The sequence below is a fragment of the Bradyrhizobium sp. AS23.2 genome, assembly GCF_001908185.1.
Lineage (GTDB): Bacteria > Pseudomonadota > Alphaproteobacteria > Rhizobiales > Xanthobacteraceae > Bradyrhizobium.
Genome location: NZ_LGHM01000148.1, coordinates 19,165 through 34,076 on the forward strand (window position 1 = coordinate 19,165; position 14,912 = coordinate 34,076).

Annotated in this window: 13 protein-coding genes and 2 pseudogenes; 8 read left to right on the forward strand and 7 right to left on the reverse strand. The window is 65.7% G+C overall.

Annotated elements, in window-relative coordinates; translation table 11 throughout:
- Positions 1 to 236 precede the first annotated feature (236 nt).
- The 3 genes from recJ to AC630_RS29550 all read left to right on the forward strand — a co-directional run bounded on the left by recJ (position 237) and on the right by AC630_RS29550 (position 3,904).
- Positions 237 to 2,078, forward strand: coding sequence for a single-stranded-DNA-specific exonuclease RecJ (gene recJ / locus AC630_RS29540; RefSeq protein WP_074121967.1), 1,842 nt, complete (start codon positions 237 to 239; stop codon positions 2,076 to 2,078).
- A 110-nt stretch (positions 2,079 to 2,188) separates the two neighbouring features.
- The gene (locus tag AC630_RS29545) at positions 2,189 to 2,998 is read left to right on the forward strand and encodes an SDR family NAD(P)-dependent oxidoreductase (protein WP_074121969.1); all 810 of its coding nucleotides are present in this window, start codon (positions 2,189 to 2,191) and stop codon (positions 2,996 to 2,998) included.
- 108 nt (positions 2,999 to 3,106) lie between these two features.
- Positions 3,107 to 3,904, forward strand: coding sequence for an aldolase (locus tag AC630_RS29550; protein ID WP_074121971.1), 798 nt, complete (start codon positions 3,107 to 3,109; stop codon positions 3,902 to 3,904).
- Positions 3,905 to 3,972: 68 nt separating this feature from the next.
- On the opposite strand, the gene AC630_RS29555 is transcribed toward AC630_RS29550, so the two are convergent.
- Positions 3,973 to 5,202, reverse strand: a complete 1,230-nt coding sequence (locus AC630_RS29555) for a lytic murein transglycosylase (protein ID WP_074121972.1) — start codon at positions 5,200 to 5,202, stop codon at positions 3,973 to 3,975.
- 101 nt (positions 5,203 to 5,303) lie between these two features.
- Entirely contained in the window at positions 5,304 to 5,834 is a 531-nt protein-coding gene (locus tag AC630_RS29560) for a MarR family winged helix-turn-helix transcriptional regulator (protein WP_074121974.1), read from the reverse strand.
- Positions 5,835 to 5,888: 54 nt separating this feature from the next.
- On the opposite strand from AC630_RS29560, the gene AC630_RS29565 reads away from it, so the two are divergent.
- Both AC630_RS29565 and AC630_RS29570 read left to right on the forward strand, forming a co-directional pair.
- Complete coding sequence (locus AC630_RS29565; protein WP_074121976.1) at positions 5,889 to 6,368, forward strand: carboxymuconolactone decarboxylase family protein; 480 nt, start codon at positions 5,889 to 5,891, stop codon at positions 6,366 to 6,368.
- A 21-nt stretch (positions 6,369 to 6,389) separates the two neighbouring features.
- On the forward strand, positions 6,390 to 6,893 hold the full coding sequence (locus AC630_RS29570) for a cupin domain-containing protein (protein WP_074121978.1): 504 nt from the start codon (positions 6,390 to 6,392) through the stop codon (positions 6,891 to 6,893).
- 90 nt (positions 6,894 to 6,983) lie between these two features.
- On the opposite strand, the gene AC630_RS29575 is transcribed toward AC630_RS29570, so the two are convergent.
- Both AC630_RS29575 and efp read right to left on the reverse strand, forming a co-directional pair.
- Complete coding sequence (locus tag AC630_RS29575; protein WP_074121979.1) at positions 6,984 to 8,597, reverse strand: peptidase M23; 1,614 nt, start codon at positions 8,595 to 8,597, stop codon at positions 6,984 to 6,986.
- Positions 8,598 to 8,621: 24 nt separating this feature from the next.
- Positions 8,622 to 9,188 (reverse strand): elongation factor P, encoded by a 567-nt coding sequence (gene efp / locus AC630_RS29580; protein WP_074121980.1) that lies wholly within the window; start codon positions 9,186 to 9,188, stop codon positions 8,622 to 8,624.
- A gap of 162 nt (positions 9,189 to 9,350) precedes the next feature.
- Between efp and epmA the strand changes: the two are divergent.
- The 3 genes and pseudogenes from epmA (at position 9,351) to AC630_RS29595 (ending at position 11,833) form a co-directional block, all read left to right on the forward strand.
- A pseudogene (epmA, locus tag AC630_RS29585) lies at positions 9,351 to 10,416 on the forward strand (EF-P lysine aminoacylase EpmA).
- Positions 10,413 to 11,507 carry a lysine-2,3-aminomutase-like protein gene (locus AC630_RS29590; protein WP_074121981.1) on the forward strand — a complete coding sequence of 365 codons (1,095 nt, stop codon included), beginning with the start codon at positions 10,413 to 10,415 and terminating at the stop codon, positions 11,505 to 11,507. Before epmA ends, AC630_RS29590 begins: the two are co-directional and overlap by 4 nt.
- 47 nt (positions 11,508 to 11,554) lie before the next feature.
- Complete coding sequence (locus tag AC630_RS29595; protein ID WP_074121983.1) at positions 11,555 to 11,833, forward strand: hypothetical protein; 279 nt, start codon at positions 11,555 to 11,557, stop codon at positions 11,831 to 11,833.
- 54 nt (positions 11,834 to 11,887) lie between these two features.
- On the opposite strand, the gene AC630_RS29600 is transcribed toward AC630_RS29595, so the two are convergent.
- From AC630_RS29600 to AC630_RS29610, 3 genes and pseudogenes are all read right to left on the reverse strand, one after another.
- The gene (locus AC630_RS29600) at positions 11,888 to 12,973 is read right to left on the reverse strand and encodes a 3-deoxy-7-phosphoheptulonate synthase (protein ID WP_074121984.1); all 1,086 of its coding nucleotides are present in this window, start codon (positions 12,971 to 12,973) and stop codon (positions 11,888 to 11,890) included.
- Positions 12,974 to 13,213: 240 nt separating this feature from the next.
- A pseudogene (locus AC630_RS29605) lies at positions 13,214 to 13,791 on the reverse strand (HdeD family acid-resistance protein).
- Positions 13,792 to 13,860: 69 nt separating this feature from the next.
- The gene (locus tag AC630_RS29610) at positions 13,861 to 14,901 is read right to left on the reverse strand and encodes a PrsW family intramembrane metalloprotease (RefSeq protein ID WP_074121986.1); all 1,041 of its coding nucleotides are present in this window, start codon (positions 14,899 to 14,901) and stop codon (positions 13,861 to 13,863) included.
- Positions 14,902 to 14,912 lie beyond the last annotated feature (11 nt).

Consider the following 14,912-nt stretch of genomic DNA (forward strand, 5'->3'; position numbering starts at 1 on the left):
GGGTCGCATGAAAGGCGACCAGCGCACGCGTGTGGTCGCGAGGGTTCCGCCCAACGCCCGTTTGATTCGCTGCTATGCGGAATGCCTAAATGGTAGCCAGCGGAGCGGCAATCCACTGCTTTGTGCAGCGCGGACGTTGCAAACTCCAGGGGATTCCGGGTCAATCGTCATTGCCGTGCCGATCGCCGCAACGCGCTGTGCCCGGCCCCCGGGGTTCCTCAAACCAGTCTCGCCGCATGCCGCCGCCCGCCACCGTCTTGCCCGTCGAAGTGCCCCAGGCGTTCCTGGGCGTGGCGCGCTCGCTCACCGACAAGCTCTGGCGCGACCGGCTGGATGCGCGCGGGGCGGCCAAGGCGCTCGCCATTGTGCAGCGGCACCAATTGCCGGAGCTGCTGGCGCGGGTGCTGGCTGGCCGTGGCGTCGACATCGACGCAGTCGTCGACTTCCTCGATCCGACCATCCGAAAACTCCTGCCGGACCCGTTCACGGTGACGGAGATGGAAGCCGCCGCAAAACGGATCGCGAATGCGGCGGAGAAGGGCGAGAAGGTCGCGATTTTCGGCGACTACGACGTTGACGGCGCGACCTCCGCGGCGCTGCTCGCCTGGCACTTGCGCCATTGTGGGCTCGATCCGCTGATCCACATTCCCGACCGGATTTTTGAGGGCTACGGCCCCAACGTCGAAGCAGTTCGCGGGCTGGCGGCAAAGGGTGCCACGCTGCTCGTCACCGTCGATTGCGGCACCACAAGCATCGAGCCGCTCGCCGAGGCGAAACGGCTCGGCATGTCCGTCGTCGTGATCGACCATCATCAGGCCGGCGCGGAGCTGCCGGAGGTTGATGCACTGGTCAATCCGAACCGGCTCGACGATCTCTCAGGGCTCGGCCATCTCGCCGCTGTCGGCCTCGTGCTGGTCACGCTGGTCGCGGTCAATCGTGAATTGCGCCAGCGCGGCTTTTGGAACGCTGAGATGCCCGAGCCCGATCTGCTCGGCATGTTGCATCACGTCGCGCTCGGCACGGTTGCGGATGTCGCACCGCTGATCGGTCTCAATCGCGCCTTCGTCGCCAAGGGGCTGATCGCGATGCGCCGGCGCGACCATGTCGGCCATACCGCGCTGATGGACGTGGCGCGGCTCAACGGCCCGCCGGAAGCCTGGCATCTCGGCTTCATGCTGGGGCCGCGCGTCAATGCCGGCGGCCGCATCGGCCGCGCCGATCTCGGCGTAAGGCTGCTGCTCGAAGGCGACAGCGTCGAGGCGGCGCGGATCGCCGCGGAGCTCGATCGTCTCAACAGCGAGCGCCGTATCATCGAGCAGGCGGCGGAAGCGCAGGCCGAAGCCGAGGCGCTGGCCTCGATCGGGCTCGAGGACAAGCTCGGCGTAATCGTCACGGCCTCCGAAGGATGGCATCCCGGTGTGGTCGGCCTCGTCGCGTCCCGCCTGAAGGAGAAATTTTCGCGCCCCGCCTTCGCCATTGCGCTCGAGCCCGGCGGCATCGGCACCGGCTCGGGCCGTTCAATCGCCGGCGTCGATCTCGGCAAGGCGGTGCGGCAGGCGGTGGCGGACGGCATCTTGCTGAAAGGTGGCGGCCACGCGATGGCCGCGGGCGTGACGCTGCGCAAAGAGAAGCTCGCCGAATTCCGCGCCTATCTCGAAAATGCGCTGGCGCGCGATGTCGCCGAGGCACGTCACGTCAACGAACTCTCTATCGACGGGGCGATCTCCGCACGCGCAGTGACGACGGAGCTTGCAAATACGCTCAACCGCGCCGGTCCCTTCGGCAGCGGCAATCCGGAGCCGGTGCTGGCGCTGCCGGCGCATCAGCTCGTCTATGCCGACGAGGTCGGCCAGGCGCACCTGCGGCTGCGCTTCAAGTCCGGCGACGGCGCGATCGTCAATGGCATCGCGTTCCGATCGGTCGGCCAGAAGCTCGGCAATGCACTCCTCGCCAATCGTGGCCAGCAACTGCATGTCGCCGGTTCATTGTCGGTCGATCGCTACCAGGGCGCCGAACGCGTGCAATTCCGCGTGATCGACGTTGCGCTACCGGACCAGGGGCCATCCGTGATTAGATAGCGCATGATCCGGACCCGAAGGGCCGCGCTAGCGCAAAGTGCGAAGCGGTTTTCCGACAAGATCGTGCGCAAAAAATAGATCGCTCAAACAAGAAAAAAGAGGGAGTGAACATGGCAGGGCAGGTTGAAGGCAAGGTCGCGCTGGTAACGGGCGGTGCCTCGGGCATTGGCGAGGCGATCGTCGAGCTGTTCGCGCGCGAGGGCGCGACCGTCATTGCGACCGACATCGATGAACTGCGAGGTCCCGAGCTCGCCAAGCGCGTCACCAAGGCCGGCGGCAAGGCAATCTTCCTGGAACAGGACGTCACCAGCGAGGAGCGCTGGATCGAGATCGTCGCCGAAATCGCAAAGCGCTATGGCCGGCTCGACATTATGGTCTCCAACGCCGGCATCGGCATTTCCGTGCCATCGATCGTCGACATGACGCTGGATGACTGGCGCAAGCAGAACGCGATCAATCTCGACGGCGTCTTCCTCTCGGTGAAGCATTGCCTGCCCTTGATGCGCAAGACCGGCGGCGGTTCGATCGTCATGATGTCCTCGCTCGCGGGCCTGCGCGGTGCGCCGGGGCTTTCCGGCTATTCGGCGACCAAGGGCGGCGTGCGGCTGTTCGCCAAATCGATCGCGATGGAATGCGCCGCAGCCGGCGACGGCATCCGCGTCAACTCCGTGCACCCCGGCATCATCGACACACCGATCTGGGGCAAGATCCCGACCGGTGCGACTGGCGCTGGCCAGAACGCACCGATCGATCCCGAGGAACGCGCCCGGCTTGTCGCACCGCTCGGCCGCGCCGGCCAGGCTGCGGAGATTGCCTCTGGCGTGCTGTATCTGGCCTCCGATGCCTCGCGCTACGTCACCGGCAGCGAGCTCGTCATCGACGGCGGCATCAATGCGGGCGGCGCGCCGCGACGGCAATAGGCCGCCGCGCAAGGCGCGAAGGGCAGGGTGGCGCCCGCAGGGGCTGACGCGTAGGCGCAGCCCCTGTACAACGCCGGGAGCTTCCGACCGACAGAGGTTTCCTTCGCCATGGCGCACGGCCTTCACTCTTCGTCGTCCACACCGGCGCCGTTCCGCTCGAACCGGCCGGACCTCGCGACCGATGCGATCCGCACGGCGCGCGAGGACCTCGCCGCCTGTTTCCGCATGGCCGCGCGCAACGGTTTCGAGGAGGGCATCTGCAACCACTTCTCGGCCGTGGTGCCCGGCCATGACGATCTCTTCCTGGTCAATCCCTATGGCTACGCCTTCCGCGAGCTGACCGCGTCAAAACTCCTGATCTGCGATTTCCACGGCAATGTGCTCGACGGCGAGGGCGTGCCCGAGGCGACCGCGTTCTACATCCACGCCGAGATGCACAAGCGCCTGCCGCGTGCGAAGGTCGCCTTCCATACCCACATGCCCTACGCCACCGCGCTGTCGATGACGGAGGGCGATCCCTTGATCTGGGCCGGCCAGACCGCCCTGAAATTTTACGGCCGCACGGCGGTGGACCGCGATTACAACGGCCTCGCGCTGGACAACCGCGAAGGCGCCCGGATCGCATCGGCTGTGGGTGATGCCGACATCGTCTTCATGAAGCATCACGGCGTGATGGTGTTGGCCCCGACCATCGCGGAGGCCTGGGACGATCTCTACTACCTCGAACGTGCCGCCGAGGTGCAGGTGCTGGCGATGTCGACGGGACGGAAAGTGCTGCCCGTTGATGCCGCGATTGCCGCCGAAACCTACCGGCAGATGCGCGAGGGCGATTCCGAATCCGCGCGTCTGCATCTCGCAGCCATCCGCCGCCAGCTCGATGCGGAGGAGCCGCAGTATAGGCACTGAACGCTCAGAGTCGTCATTCCGGGGCGCGCGAAGCGCGAGCCCGGAATGACGAAGTGAAACAGCCGGCTCTACGACCCCTGCCGCAGCTTCGCCAGCACCTTCAACCCGCCATACCCATCCGCGGGTGCAATTCCTGCGCGCTGCTGAAAATCCTTGATTGCCTTCATGGTGTCGTTGCCGACGCGGCCGTCGGTGCCGCCGGTGTCGAAGCCGGCTTTTGTCAACCGCGTCTGCATCTCCTGCATCTCGGCGAGCGTGAGCACGCGCTCGGAGCCCGGGAATGGCTGGATGAACGGCGGCGCACCGAGGCAGCGGTCGCCAAGATGGCAGATCGCCAGCGCATAATTCATCGAGGGATTGTAGCTCTTCACCGAGTAGAAATTCGGCCCCAGCAGGAACGTCGGTCCGCCCGCGACAGGTGTCCACATCTGCGCCGACGCGTTCGGCTGCGGAAACGGCTGGCCGTCGGCGCGGGTGACGCCGGCCGCCTGCCATGCCGCATATGTCCGGTTGCCACTCATGTCGCCGGACGCGCGCACCTCGTAGCCCCAATGCTCGCCGCGGCGCCACTTACCGCGGTTGACGAGATATTTTGCTGTCGAGCCCAGCGCATCGTCGGGCTTGCCGAACGGCGATACTTTGCCGTCGCCGTCATAATCGATGCCGACATTGAGCCAGACCTCCGGCATCCATTGCGAATGCCCCATCGCGCCGGCCCAGGATCCCCGCATCTCCTCCGGCGTGCTCCAGCCCTTGTCGACGATGCGCAGCGCGTTGATCAACTCGGTCTCCCAATAGGCCTTGCGGCGCGGCTCGTTCCAGGCGAGCGCGGCCAGCGAGGGAAACACCGGCGTCATGTGGTTCTGCTGTACCAGCGGATCGCCGTAGGCGGACTCTACGCCCCACAGCGCCAGCAGCGTGCCGCGCTCGACGCCGAAATCACGCTCGATGCGCGCGAACAGCGCCTCGTTGTTCTTCAGCGCGATCTTGCCGTTGATGATGCGCCAGTCCGAGACGCGGCGGTTGATGTACTGCCAGACCTGCTCGTGGAATTCCGGCTGGTTGCGCATCTGCTTGAACACGCTCATGTCCGGTTCGACCCGCGCCATCGCGCGCTGCCAGGTCGCCGCTGAAATACCCTTGGCCATTGCGCGTGCGCGAAAACCCTCGCGCCATTCGTCGAAGCCCGGAGGCGACGCGAGGACGTGCGCCGGGAATGCGAGGAGAGCGGCCGCACCGAGCGTCGATTGGAGCAGGGCGCGGCGGGTGAGATGGGCCGAGGAATCAGCTTGTTTCATGCAGCCATTCTAGCGGGAAACATGGTCCCTGTGAGTCGGTTCCTGGAACGCGAGGAATAGGCCCTCGACCCCGCGTTTCCCCGGAACAAAGTGTCGCATTGCTAATCGTCCTGCAACTCAGCCGCGATGCCGGCGAGCCAGCGCCGGATCGTGGCCTCCGCCTTCGCGTCCAGGCCTCGGGCGAGGCGCTTCTCCAATGCGATCACGCGTTCCCGGCACGCTTTCAGCAGCGTCGTGCCCCGCGGCGTCAGCGTCCATTGCTGGATGCGGCCATGGACCGGATGAGGCGTCATCTCGATTGCACCATCGCGTTCGAGGTTGCGGATAATCACGCCAACGGTCTGGGGGGTAAGGAAGGTGAGGCGGGCGACGTCGGCACCGGACAGGCCCGGATAGGCATTGAGCATGGTCAGCACCGCGAATTGCGGTGACGTCACGCCGAGGTCGGCGAGCGTTCGCTCCATCGTCAGCCGGACCGCGGCATGGGCCTGGCGCAGGAGGTATCCGAGATAGCCTTGCTCGCCGCGCTTGCCTTCGCCGGGCGCGGGCACGCGAACGGCGCCGTTGTCGGCATGCGCCGGCGCCTTGCCTGGGGCTTTCGATCTTGTGATGTCAGCGGACTTGCGTGCCATGTAAGAGCTCTTATACAGTATAAGTGCTCTTACAATAACACGAGGTGAACGGCAATGTCTCACGCCCGCAGCGAATACGAAGATTTCAAGAAGATCGCGCCCGATGCGTATGATCTGGTACTGGCGCTGGGACAGGTTGCGGCCAAGGCCGGCCTCGACAAGCAGCTTCTCGAACTCGTCAAGCTGCGGGCTTCGCAGATCAATGGCTGCGCCTTCTGCCTGCAGCATCACATCCTCTTCTCGGAACGCATCGGCGTTCCCGTGGACAAGCTCAACCTGGTCGCGGTCTGGCGCGAGGCGCCGGTCTTTTCCGCCCGCGAGCGCGCGGCGCTGGCCTGGGCTGAGGCGCTGACCTTCCTGCCCGACGGCGTCAGCGAGGAGGTTTATGCCGAAGCGTCCCGTGAATTCTCCGAGACGGAGCTGATGTACCTGACCTCGGCGGTCGCCTCGATCAATGTTTGGAACCGCTTTGGCGCGGCGTATCGCTGGACGCCTGCGGCGCGGCCCGCGGCAGCGAACGCCGCGGCTTCCTGATTGCAACGAGGGGAGGTTGTCATGACAGCAATGAGTGTGGCCACCACGCAGCGTCCAGTGCCATCGCGCTCGATGGCGCTGGCCGTCGTCGGCGGGCTTGCCTGTGCGCTTGCGATCGGAAGGGTGCTGCCGGTGGCGATGGACAGCGTGTCCGGCGCGCTGGCACCGCTCTGCGCCACCGCTGCCGAGAGCTCGCCACTCGACAAGGTCGAGCCGATCGCGTCCTATCCGCTGCCCAACGTGCCCGGCAAGCGCGTGACCATCGTGCGCGTCTTCTATGGTCCCGGCGGATTTTCGCGGCCACATCGCCATGCCGGCTCGGTCACCGCCTACATCACCAAGGGCGAGATCCGCTCCCAGCTCGGCGGCGGTCCGGTCGAGACGTTCGGGGTCGGCCAGTCCTTCTTCGAGCCGCCGGGAGCAACGCACCTGGTCTCGGCCAATGCCAGCGCGACGGACCCCGCGGAATTGATCGCGGTGTTCGTTGCGGACGAGGGCGCGCAGCTCACGACGTATCTGGAGTAGCTGGTAGCGAGGGCGTAGCCCGGGTGAGCGGAGCGACACGCGGGACCAATCGCGGCCGGATTCTACATGACCGCGTGAGCGCCCGGCCGCTCAATTCTCCTCGCTGCTCGCCCCTTCGCGCAGGTCCGGCTTGATCACGTCCTCCGGCGCCGCATGCGCCACCGGCTGCGCCGTGACCGCGATCTCCGGACCCACCTCGCGGCCGCGGCCGCCGATCAGGCGCTCATAGGCCGACACCAGCGTGACGTAGGGGCTCACCCAGATCCAGCCGTCGCGGGTGAACACCTGGACGTCGAAATGCAGGTGCATCGACGTGCCGGCAGGATGGTCGAGATAGTTCGAGACCACGCCGATCTTCTCGCCTTCGGTAACGATGCGGCCGTTGAGCACGCCGTCTGCGTTCAACGCCTGCGGGTTCATGTGCATGTAGCGGAAGCGGATATGCTCGGTGCGGCTGTTGACCTCGAGCGTCGCGGCCTGGTCCCTGGTATTGCGGATCACCATGGCGTCGCGGACGGCAACGACACCGCGGTGCTTGGGATCGCAGGGTTCGCGGCCTTCGCCGGGCGGCGGGCAGTCCGCAGCGCGAATGTCTTCGCCCTGGTGGCCGTAACCGCTTGCGCACTGCCAGACTTGGAAGCTGCGCGACTCGCAGAAATTGTCGCGCCAGGGATAGGTGGTCGGGCCATCGCTCTTGTCGCGCTTGCCGTAGGACTGTGAGTGGACGAATGCAGGCGCCTTTTCGAGGGGAAAGCGGATCTGCGCATAGGCCATCGCGTCGGGACGGCCGCCTTGCTTGCGGTAGCCGGTATTCGGGATGATGTCGCCGCTCGGCCGGTAGTTGAAATCGGGCGAATGCTCCGAGGGACGATCCATGATGTTGGAGGCGATGTCCATCAGCGGCCGCATGCGCTGGCCGCCCGCGATCCGCAGGGCCTTCAGGAAACGCTCGGCAACCGGATAGGCTTCCTTGCAGGCGAGCCGCCGCGGCTTGGCGACGCTGTCGAGACACTGGATCGACACCACATAGGCGACGCCGAAACGGGTGAAGGCGTAGCGCACATAGCCTTCCCGGATGAATCGGCGCAGGTCCGGATAGAGCGTTGTGAGCGGCTTAACCTGCTCACCTTTGCCGCCGGTGGGATCGGCGATGTCGTACACGAGGGCCGAGCCGGTGATCTGCACCTCGACCGGCCTGGCGAACACGCGGCTCGGCATGCCGTCGCCGGCCCCCGGCTCGAACGAGAAGGTCGCGCTGTAGCCGGCGGGACCGGCGTCGAACACGTCGACGGGATTGAAGTCGGCCTGGTAGCGCGACAGCGTCGGCGCGCCGTTGCGCTGTGCCTCGAGGTACGCCGCGGCGTCGAATGGCAGCAGCACGGGCACGGAGCTGCGGGCGATGCCGGTGAAGAACTGCGAGGAGATGGCGTTGAGCTGCACCAGCGCCGGCATCGCGCGCGGATCGTGGCGCGGCACCGAGCGGCGGGGTGCGAAGATGAAGTCGCCCGCGATCTGGGGACGGCTGTTGATTTCGGTGCGGAGCTGGTCAAGTGCTGCGCGCCAATCGACGCGCAGGGCCGTGAGCGAGGGGCTGCGGATTTCATCCGCAGCGAGCGGCGTGGTGGTGAGGAGCGAGAGCGACGCCAGAAGAAGCGAGACGAAGCGGAACCCCTTTCCAACCACTGTCTCGCTCCCCGGCGGCACCTGTTCCTATCCTTGAACTCTCGCTTAGTCCTTGGCGCGCTCGGAGTAGGAGCCGTCTTCGGTCATCACGACGATGCGGGTGCCGACCGAGATGTGCGGCGGCACGGTGGTACGCAGGCCATTGGAAAGCACCGCGGGCTTGTAGGAGGAGGAAGCGGTCTGGCCCTTGGTCACCGGTTCGGTCTCGACCACTTCCAGCGTCACGCGCTGCGGCAGCGCGATCGACACCGGGTTGGTGTCGTGCATGGACAGCTTGACCGTCATGCTCTCCTGGAGATACGCGGCCGCGTCGCCGACGACGTCCTTGGAGACCTGGACCTGGTCGTAGGTTTCCGGGTTCATGAAGTGGAAGCCGTCGCCATCTTCATACAGGAAGGTATAGTTGCGCTCTTCGATCGTGGCCTTCTCGACCTGGTCGGTGGTCTTGTACCGCTCGGAGATCTTTACCCCGTCCGAGATTCGGCGCATTTCGATCTGGCTGACCGGGGTGCCCTTGCCGGGATGGATGTTCTCGGCGCTGACGACGACATAGAGCTTGCCGTCTTGCTCGATCACGTTGCCTTTGCGAATAGAACTGGCGATGACTCTCAAAGTTATATTTCCTGCTTGCTTGGCCCGGCACCGGCCAGGACGTGGTCAAATGGATGGGGGACTGGGGGCCTCAAATCGGACCTCGGCGCCCGTTTCGGGCCGCAACATACTGATTTTGCGGTTCGATGCCAGCTTTTTGCTCAAGGTGGGAGCGGTCGGTTAATGGCTGGGGACAAGCCGATCTCGCCGTTCTGGTCGCCCGGGCGGCACCTCGACCGGAGGCCTTTCCTCCAGGCGAGGGGGGGCCGTGACCGGAGCAATACGGGGCTTTTTCGCCGAGCAGGGCTTCGTCGAGGTCGAAACCTCTGTCCTCCAGGTCTCTCCGGGCAATGAGACCCATCTGCACGCCCCCCGAACCGAGATCCTGCGGCCCGACGGCAGTCATGCCAGCCGCTACCTGCGGACCTCGCCGGAATTCGCCTGCAAGAAGCTGCTGGCGGCGGGCGAAGAGCGGATTTTCGAGCTCGCCCGGGTGTTCCGCGACCGCGAGCGTGGCGACCTGCATCTGCCCGAATTCACCATGCTGGAGTGGTACCGGGCGGGCGCGCCGTATGATGCCATCATGGCCGACACCGTCGTCGTCATCGCCCGCGCCGCGCAGGCGACCGGGATCGGGACGTTCTCGTTCCGGGGCCGGACCTGCGACCCCTTCGCCGAACCGGAGCTTTTGACGGTCGCCGGTGCCTTCGAGCGGTTCGCCGGGATCGACCTGCTGGCGACGATCCTGGGTGACGAAGGCGACCGTGAGGCGCTTGCCCGCGTCGTAGCCGGCAAGGTCCGCGTCGCCGGGGACGACACCTGGTCGGACATATTCAGCAAGGTCCTGGTCGAGCATGTCGAGCCGCATTTGGGGCAGGGTCGTTTGACCATTCTGTTCGAATACCCATCTCCAGAGGCGGCGCTGGCGCGGGTGAAGGCCGGCGACGTGCGGGTCGCGGAGCGTTTCGAGGTCTATGCCTGCGGCGTCGAGCTCGCCAACGGGTTCGGCGAACTGACCGATGCCGACGAGCAGCGCCGGCGCTTCACCGAGTCGATGGCGGAGAAGCAGCGCCGCTACGGCGAGGCCTATCCGCTGGATGAGGACTTTCTGGCCGCGGTCGCCGCAATGCCGGAGGCCAGCGGCGTCGCGCTCGGCTTCGATCGGCTGGTGATGCTGGCGAGCGGTGCATCGCGAATTGATCAGGTGGTCTGGACGCCGCCTGCAGATGAAGCGTTAAGTGAGACATGACGAAGACGAATCTTGCACGGACATTGCGCGAGCCGGCCGAACTGGTGGCCGAGCACCTTGCGCCCGCCACGGCGCTGCCTGCGCTCGAGCGCGTTGCTGCGCGCTATGCGGTCGCGATCACGCCGGCGCTGGTCGAGCTGATCGATACGTCCGATCCGGACGACCCCATAGCGCGCCAGTTCGTTCCGACGGACGCGGAGCTCGAGGTGCAGCCGGGCGAGAACGCCGATCCCATCGGCGATCACCCACACTCGCCGGTCCCAGGCATCGTGCATCGCTACCCCGACCGCGTCCTGTTCAAGCTCGTTCACGTCTGCGCGGTCTATTGCCGCTTCTGCTTCCGCCGCGAGATGGTCGGTCCCGGCAAGGATAGCGCGCTCTCGGACGACGCGTATCGCGCGGCGATCAACTATGTCCGGTCGCAAAGCGAGATCTGGGAGGTCATCCTGACCGGCGGCGATCCCATGATGCTGTCGCCGCGGCGGATGAGCGAGATCATGACCGATCTCGCCGCGATCGATCACGTCAAGGTCATCCGCCTTCACACGCGGGTGCCAGTGGCAGATCCGGCACGCGTCAGTAGCGAGATGGTCGCCGCGCTGAAGGTCGAGGGCGCGACCACGTGGGTTGCCGTGCATGCCAACCATGCGCGTGAACTGACCGGCCAGGCACGTGCGGCCTGCGCTCGGCTTGTCGATGCCGGCATTCCCCTGGTGAGCCAGTCCGTGCTCTTGCGCGGGGTCAATGACACCATCGCGGCTTTGTCGGATTTGATGCGAGCTTTCGTCGAATGCCGAATCAAGCCCTACTACCTGCATCACGGCGATCTCGCGCCGGGTACTGCGCATCTGCGCACCACGCTGGCGGAAGGGCAGGAGCTGATGCGGCAGTTGCGCGGGCGGATATCCGGACTATGTCAGCCTGACTATGTCATCGATATTCCCGGCGGCGCCGGCAAATCGCCGGTGGGCCCGAATTACGTGTTGGCGGCCCAAAATACCGCACCGGACGCGCGTGATGTGGCATCGGAAACGCGCTATCGTATCGTGGATTATTGCGGCGAGGTTCATCTCTACCCGCCCGGGGCCTGAGGTGCCGCGATGCGAAGAGACGCCGGTTTGAGGAATGGAGGAGCGAAATGAGAAAGATCGTCGTGACGATGTCGCTGCTGGTCTTGCTCGGTGGCACCGCGGTCGCACAGACCGGCGGCACTAAGGGGACGGGATCAGGATCCGGATCAGGATCAGGATCAGGCGGGGCCATGTCCGGCACCGTGCTGCCCGCGCCGGTTGGTCATCGTCAGCCGCGTGCAGACGAGGTGCCCAGCGAGAAGAGCCTGAGCGATCCGAACAATCCCGTGAACAAGGAAGACGCGGCGCTCGACAAGAAGATCAAGAGCATCTGCCGCGGCTGCTAAGCCGTGGCCGACGGCGGGCAGGGCGCGACAGCTCGCCCCGCCCGCGATTGCCGGTCAGGCCGAGCGCTCGCGCAGCCCTGCGCGCTGGGTGTTGCGTCGGATCTCGACCGCGTCGGCGAGCTGCTCGAGCACGGTGGCCGTGGTCGCCCAGTCGATGCAGCCGTCCGTGATGCTCTGGCCGTAGACGAGAGGCTTGCCCGCCACCACGTCCTGGCGGCCGGCGACGAGATTGCTCTCGATCATCACGCCCATGATGCGGTTCTCGCCGCCGGAAATCTGGCCGGCGATGTCGGCCATCACCAGCGGCTGGTTTTCCGGCTTCTTGCTCGAATTGGCGTGGCTCGTGTCCACCATCACAAGCGGCGCGACGCCGGATTTGGCCAGCTCGTTGCAGGCCGCCGCGACGTTGGCCGCATCGTAGTTCGGCTTGCTGCCGCCGCGCAGGATGATGTGGCAGTCCTCGTTGCCCGCGGTCGAGGCGATCGCCGAGCGGCCGAGCTTCGTCACCGCCATGAAATGATGCGGATGCGAGGCAGACTTCACCGCGTCCGCCGCGATCCGTACATTGCCGTCGGTGCCGTTCTTGAAGCCGACCGGGCAGGACAGCCCCGAGGCCAGCTCGCGATGGATCTGGCTCTCGGTCGTGCGCGCGCCGATCGCGGCCCATGACACGAGGTCGGCGATGTATTGCGGCGTCGTCATGTCGAGGAATTCGGTGCCGGCGGGCAGGCCGAGATTGTTGATCGCCGATAGCACATTGCGCGCCAGCCGCAGGCCCTTGTTGATGTCGAAGCTGCCGTCGAGATCGGGATCGTTGATCAGGCCCTTCCAGCCGACCGTGGTGCGCGGCTTCTCGAAATAGACCCGCATCACGATCTCGAGCTGATCGGCGAGGTCCTCGCGCAGCTTTGCCAGGCGTTCGGCATAGTCGAGCGCAGCCTTGGGGTCATGCACCGAGCAGGGGCCGACCACGACCAGCAGGCGGTCGTCCTGGCCGTTGAGGATGGCATGGACGGCGTTGCGCGCCGCCATCACCACACGCGTTGCGGTGAGCGTGCGCGGGACTTCCCGCATCACCTCTTCCGGCGTGCTCAGTTCTTTCAGTTCGCGGATACGAAGATCGTCGGTCGTGCTCAGCACGGCGGGCTCCTGTCTGTTTTCTAGAACCTGCCGGCCAATAAAAAAAAGCCGCCAGGTCTGGCGGCTTGTTCGGACGTTTGCTGCAATGTGTCAGATTGAGCGCGATCCTCCTGCCGCCAGCGAGCTGTCGTAGCTAAAGTACCAAAAATAGCTGGTGGCGACGGTGATCATGGAAAGCCATATAGCGCGCCACCGGCGGGTTGTCACCCCCCGAATCGGCTTGGCACGCGACGGGACCCCTCAGGTGTTGCTCTTGCGCGCCGCCAGCGCCATGCCGATCAGGGTGGCTCCGCCGAACAGGAGATTGATGCCGACGAGGATGCCGATGGCCCATTCCGCAGAGCTCGGCAGTCCCGTGATCACCATGAAGGAGATCGCGATGTCGACGAGGCCGGAGATCAGGAGCCACGACCAGCGGCTGCTCAGCTCGCGGCGGTGCTCGAGCGCGTACATGATGGTGGCGAACCCTCGGCAAGGAAGTAGGCGCCGAGCACGATGGTCAGCGTCAGCACGGCCTGCATCGGCCGGGCCAGCAGGAGCATGCCGGCGAGCACGGCCAGCGCGGCCGAGATCAGCGACCACCAGAAGCCCGGCGTGCTGCGCGCCCAGTAGGTCGCGATCAGTCCCCCGATACCGCTGATCAGGAACATCCAGCCGAGAAAGATCGTGATCGCAAGGCTTGCGAGCGGCGGCAGGATCAGCGCGGCGACGCCAAGAACGGCGAGCAGGATGCCTTCGAACAGGAAAGCTTTCCAATGTGCCTTGACCGTCTGGCTCATCGCGGATTGCAGCCGTGAAAAATCCTCGGGCGATGTCATGGTGATCCCTCATTGGAAGCAGATGAGGCCAAATCTAGTACGCGCGTAGCGCGCTTGCCATCCCGCGGCTCAGCCGCCGCCATGCGCTGATGAAAAACCCTCGCCACTGGTGCGAATGCGGTTGCGGCCGAGAATGTAGATCGCCGTGGTGACAACCAGCAGCGCAAGGCCCAGCAGGATCGAGACAAAACCGATCGGGATCAACGCCAGCGTCAAGTTGCGCTCGGGGTTGATGAGCCAGTGATGGATCGAGGTCAGCACGAAGGCGAGGCCGAGAAAGCCGACGCCGCCTCCGGCGAGCCACAGTGCCCACATCCGGCGCAACTGGCTAAGTCGTTCGCGCGCGACGTCGGTTCGGGGCGCGTGATGGCGCGCGACCCGCCGGACCAGGCGGATGGCGAAGGCAATCGAACTGAAGCCGATCAGCAGGCTCGCCGCGCCCAGCCACATCCGGAGCGTCGGATCCAGATCCGGCATGCGTTGCAAGGTCAGCAGCGGGAAGTCGAAAGCCGCATGCAGCGCTAGCGGCCCTGCGAGCATTAGAAGGCGGCTGGAAAGACGGGCCCAGTCGCGATGATGGCGGTTCGCGCCCAGCGCCGTGCCGGCGCGGGCGATCGTGAGGTAAGCGCCGGCAATGATGCCGAGAGCACCGTGGAACGGCACGGTCAGGACACTGCGCAGGGCAGCGAGCGAGCGCCACATCTCGGCGTGCTGGACGAGATAAGCGAGGTTCTCGTAAGCGGCGAAACCGAGTCCGACCGCGGCGCCGTAAACCACGGTGTCCATCGGATTGGCGAAGGTCCGCCGCTTGGTCGAGGAGATCAGCACGATGGCGATCACCTTGACGGCTTCCTCCGGCAGCGCGACCCCGAAGATCGAATGCATGGCCAGTGCGGCCCAGGGGTTGTCGGGGGCAGCGACCATCTTGGCGAAGGGGGCACGGGCGAGGCCGAGCAGCGAAATGCTGGCTGCGCCAAGCAGGAACGCGGTCCAGACCTGGGCCGGCGGTCCCGGGCGCTCCTCGGCGGCAATGACAAGCCACAGCATCAGCAGCGCCGGCGCGATGGCGGCAGTTCCGATGACAGTGGGTAACGCTTCAATCAGGTACATGGGCGTCGAAA

Excerpts from the sequence above, each read along its gene's own strand:
- AC630_RS29560 (WP_074121974.1), bottom strand. The coding sequence starts at position 5,834 with ATGGCACGCAAGTCCGCTGACATCACAAGATCGAAAGCCCCAGGCAAG.
- AC630_RS29545 (WP_074121969.1), top strand. The coding sequence starts at position 2,189 with ATGGCAGGGCAGGTTGAAGGCAAGGTCGCGCTGGTAACGGGCGGTGCC.
- AC630_RS29610 (WP_074121986.1), bottom strand. The coding sequence starts at position 14,901 with ATGTACCTGATTGAAGCGTTACCCACTGTCATCGGAACTGCCGCCATC.
- AC630_RS29555 (WP_074121972.1), bottom strand. The coding sequence starts at position 5,202 with ATGAAACAAGCTGATTCCTCGGCCCATCTCACCCGCCGCGCCCTGCTC.
- AC630_RS29590 (WP_074121981.1), top strand. The coding sequence starts at position 10,413 with ATGACGAAGACGAATCTTGCACGGACATTGCGCGAGCCGGCCGAACTG.
- AC630_RS29570 (WP_074121978.1), top strand. The coding sequence starts at position 6,390 with ATGACAGCAATGAGTGTGGCCACCACGCAGCGTCCAGTGCCATCGCGC.
- AC630_RS29565 (WP_074121976.1), top strand. The coding sequence starts at position 5,889 with ATGTCTCACGCCCGCAGCGAATACGAAGATTTCAAGAAGATCGCGCCC.
- recJ (WP_074121967.1), top strand. The coding sequence starts at position 237 with ATGCCGCCGCCCGCCACCGTCTTGCCCGTCGAAGTGCCCCAGGCGTTC.
- AC630_RS29595 (WP_074121983.1), top strand. The coding sequence starts at position 11,555 with ATGAGAAAGATCGTCGTGACGATGTCGCTGCTGGTCTTGCTCGGTGGC.
- AC630_RS29550 (WP_074121971.1), top strand. The coding sequence starts at position 3,107 with ATGGCGCACGGCCTTCACTCTTCGTCGTCCACACCGGCGCCGTTCCGC.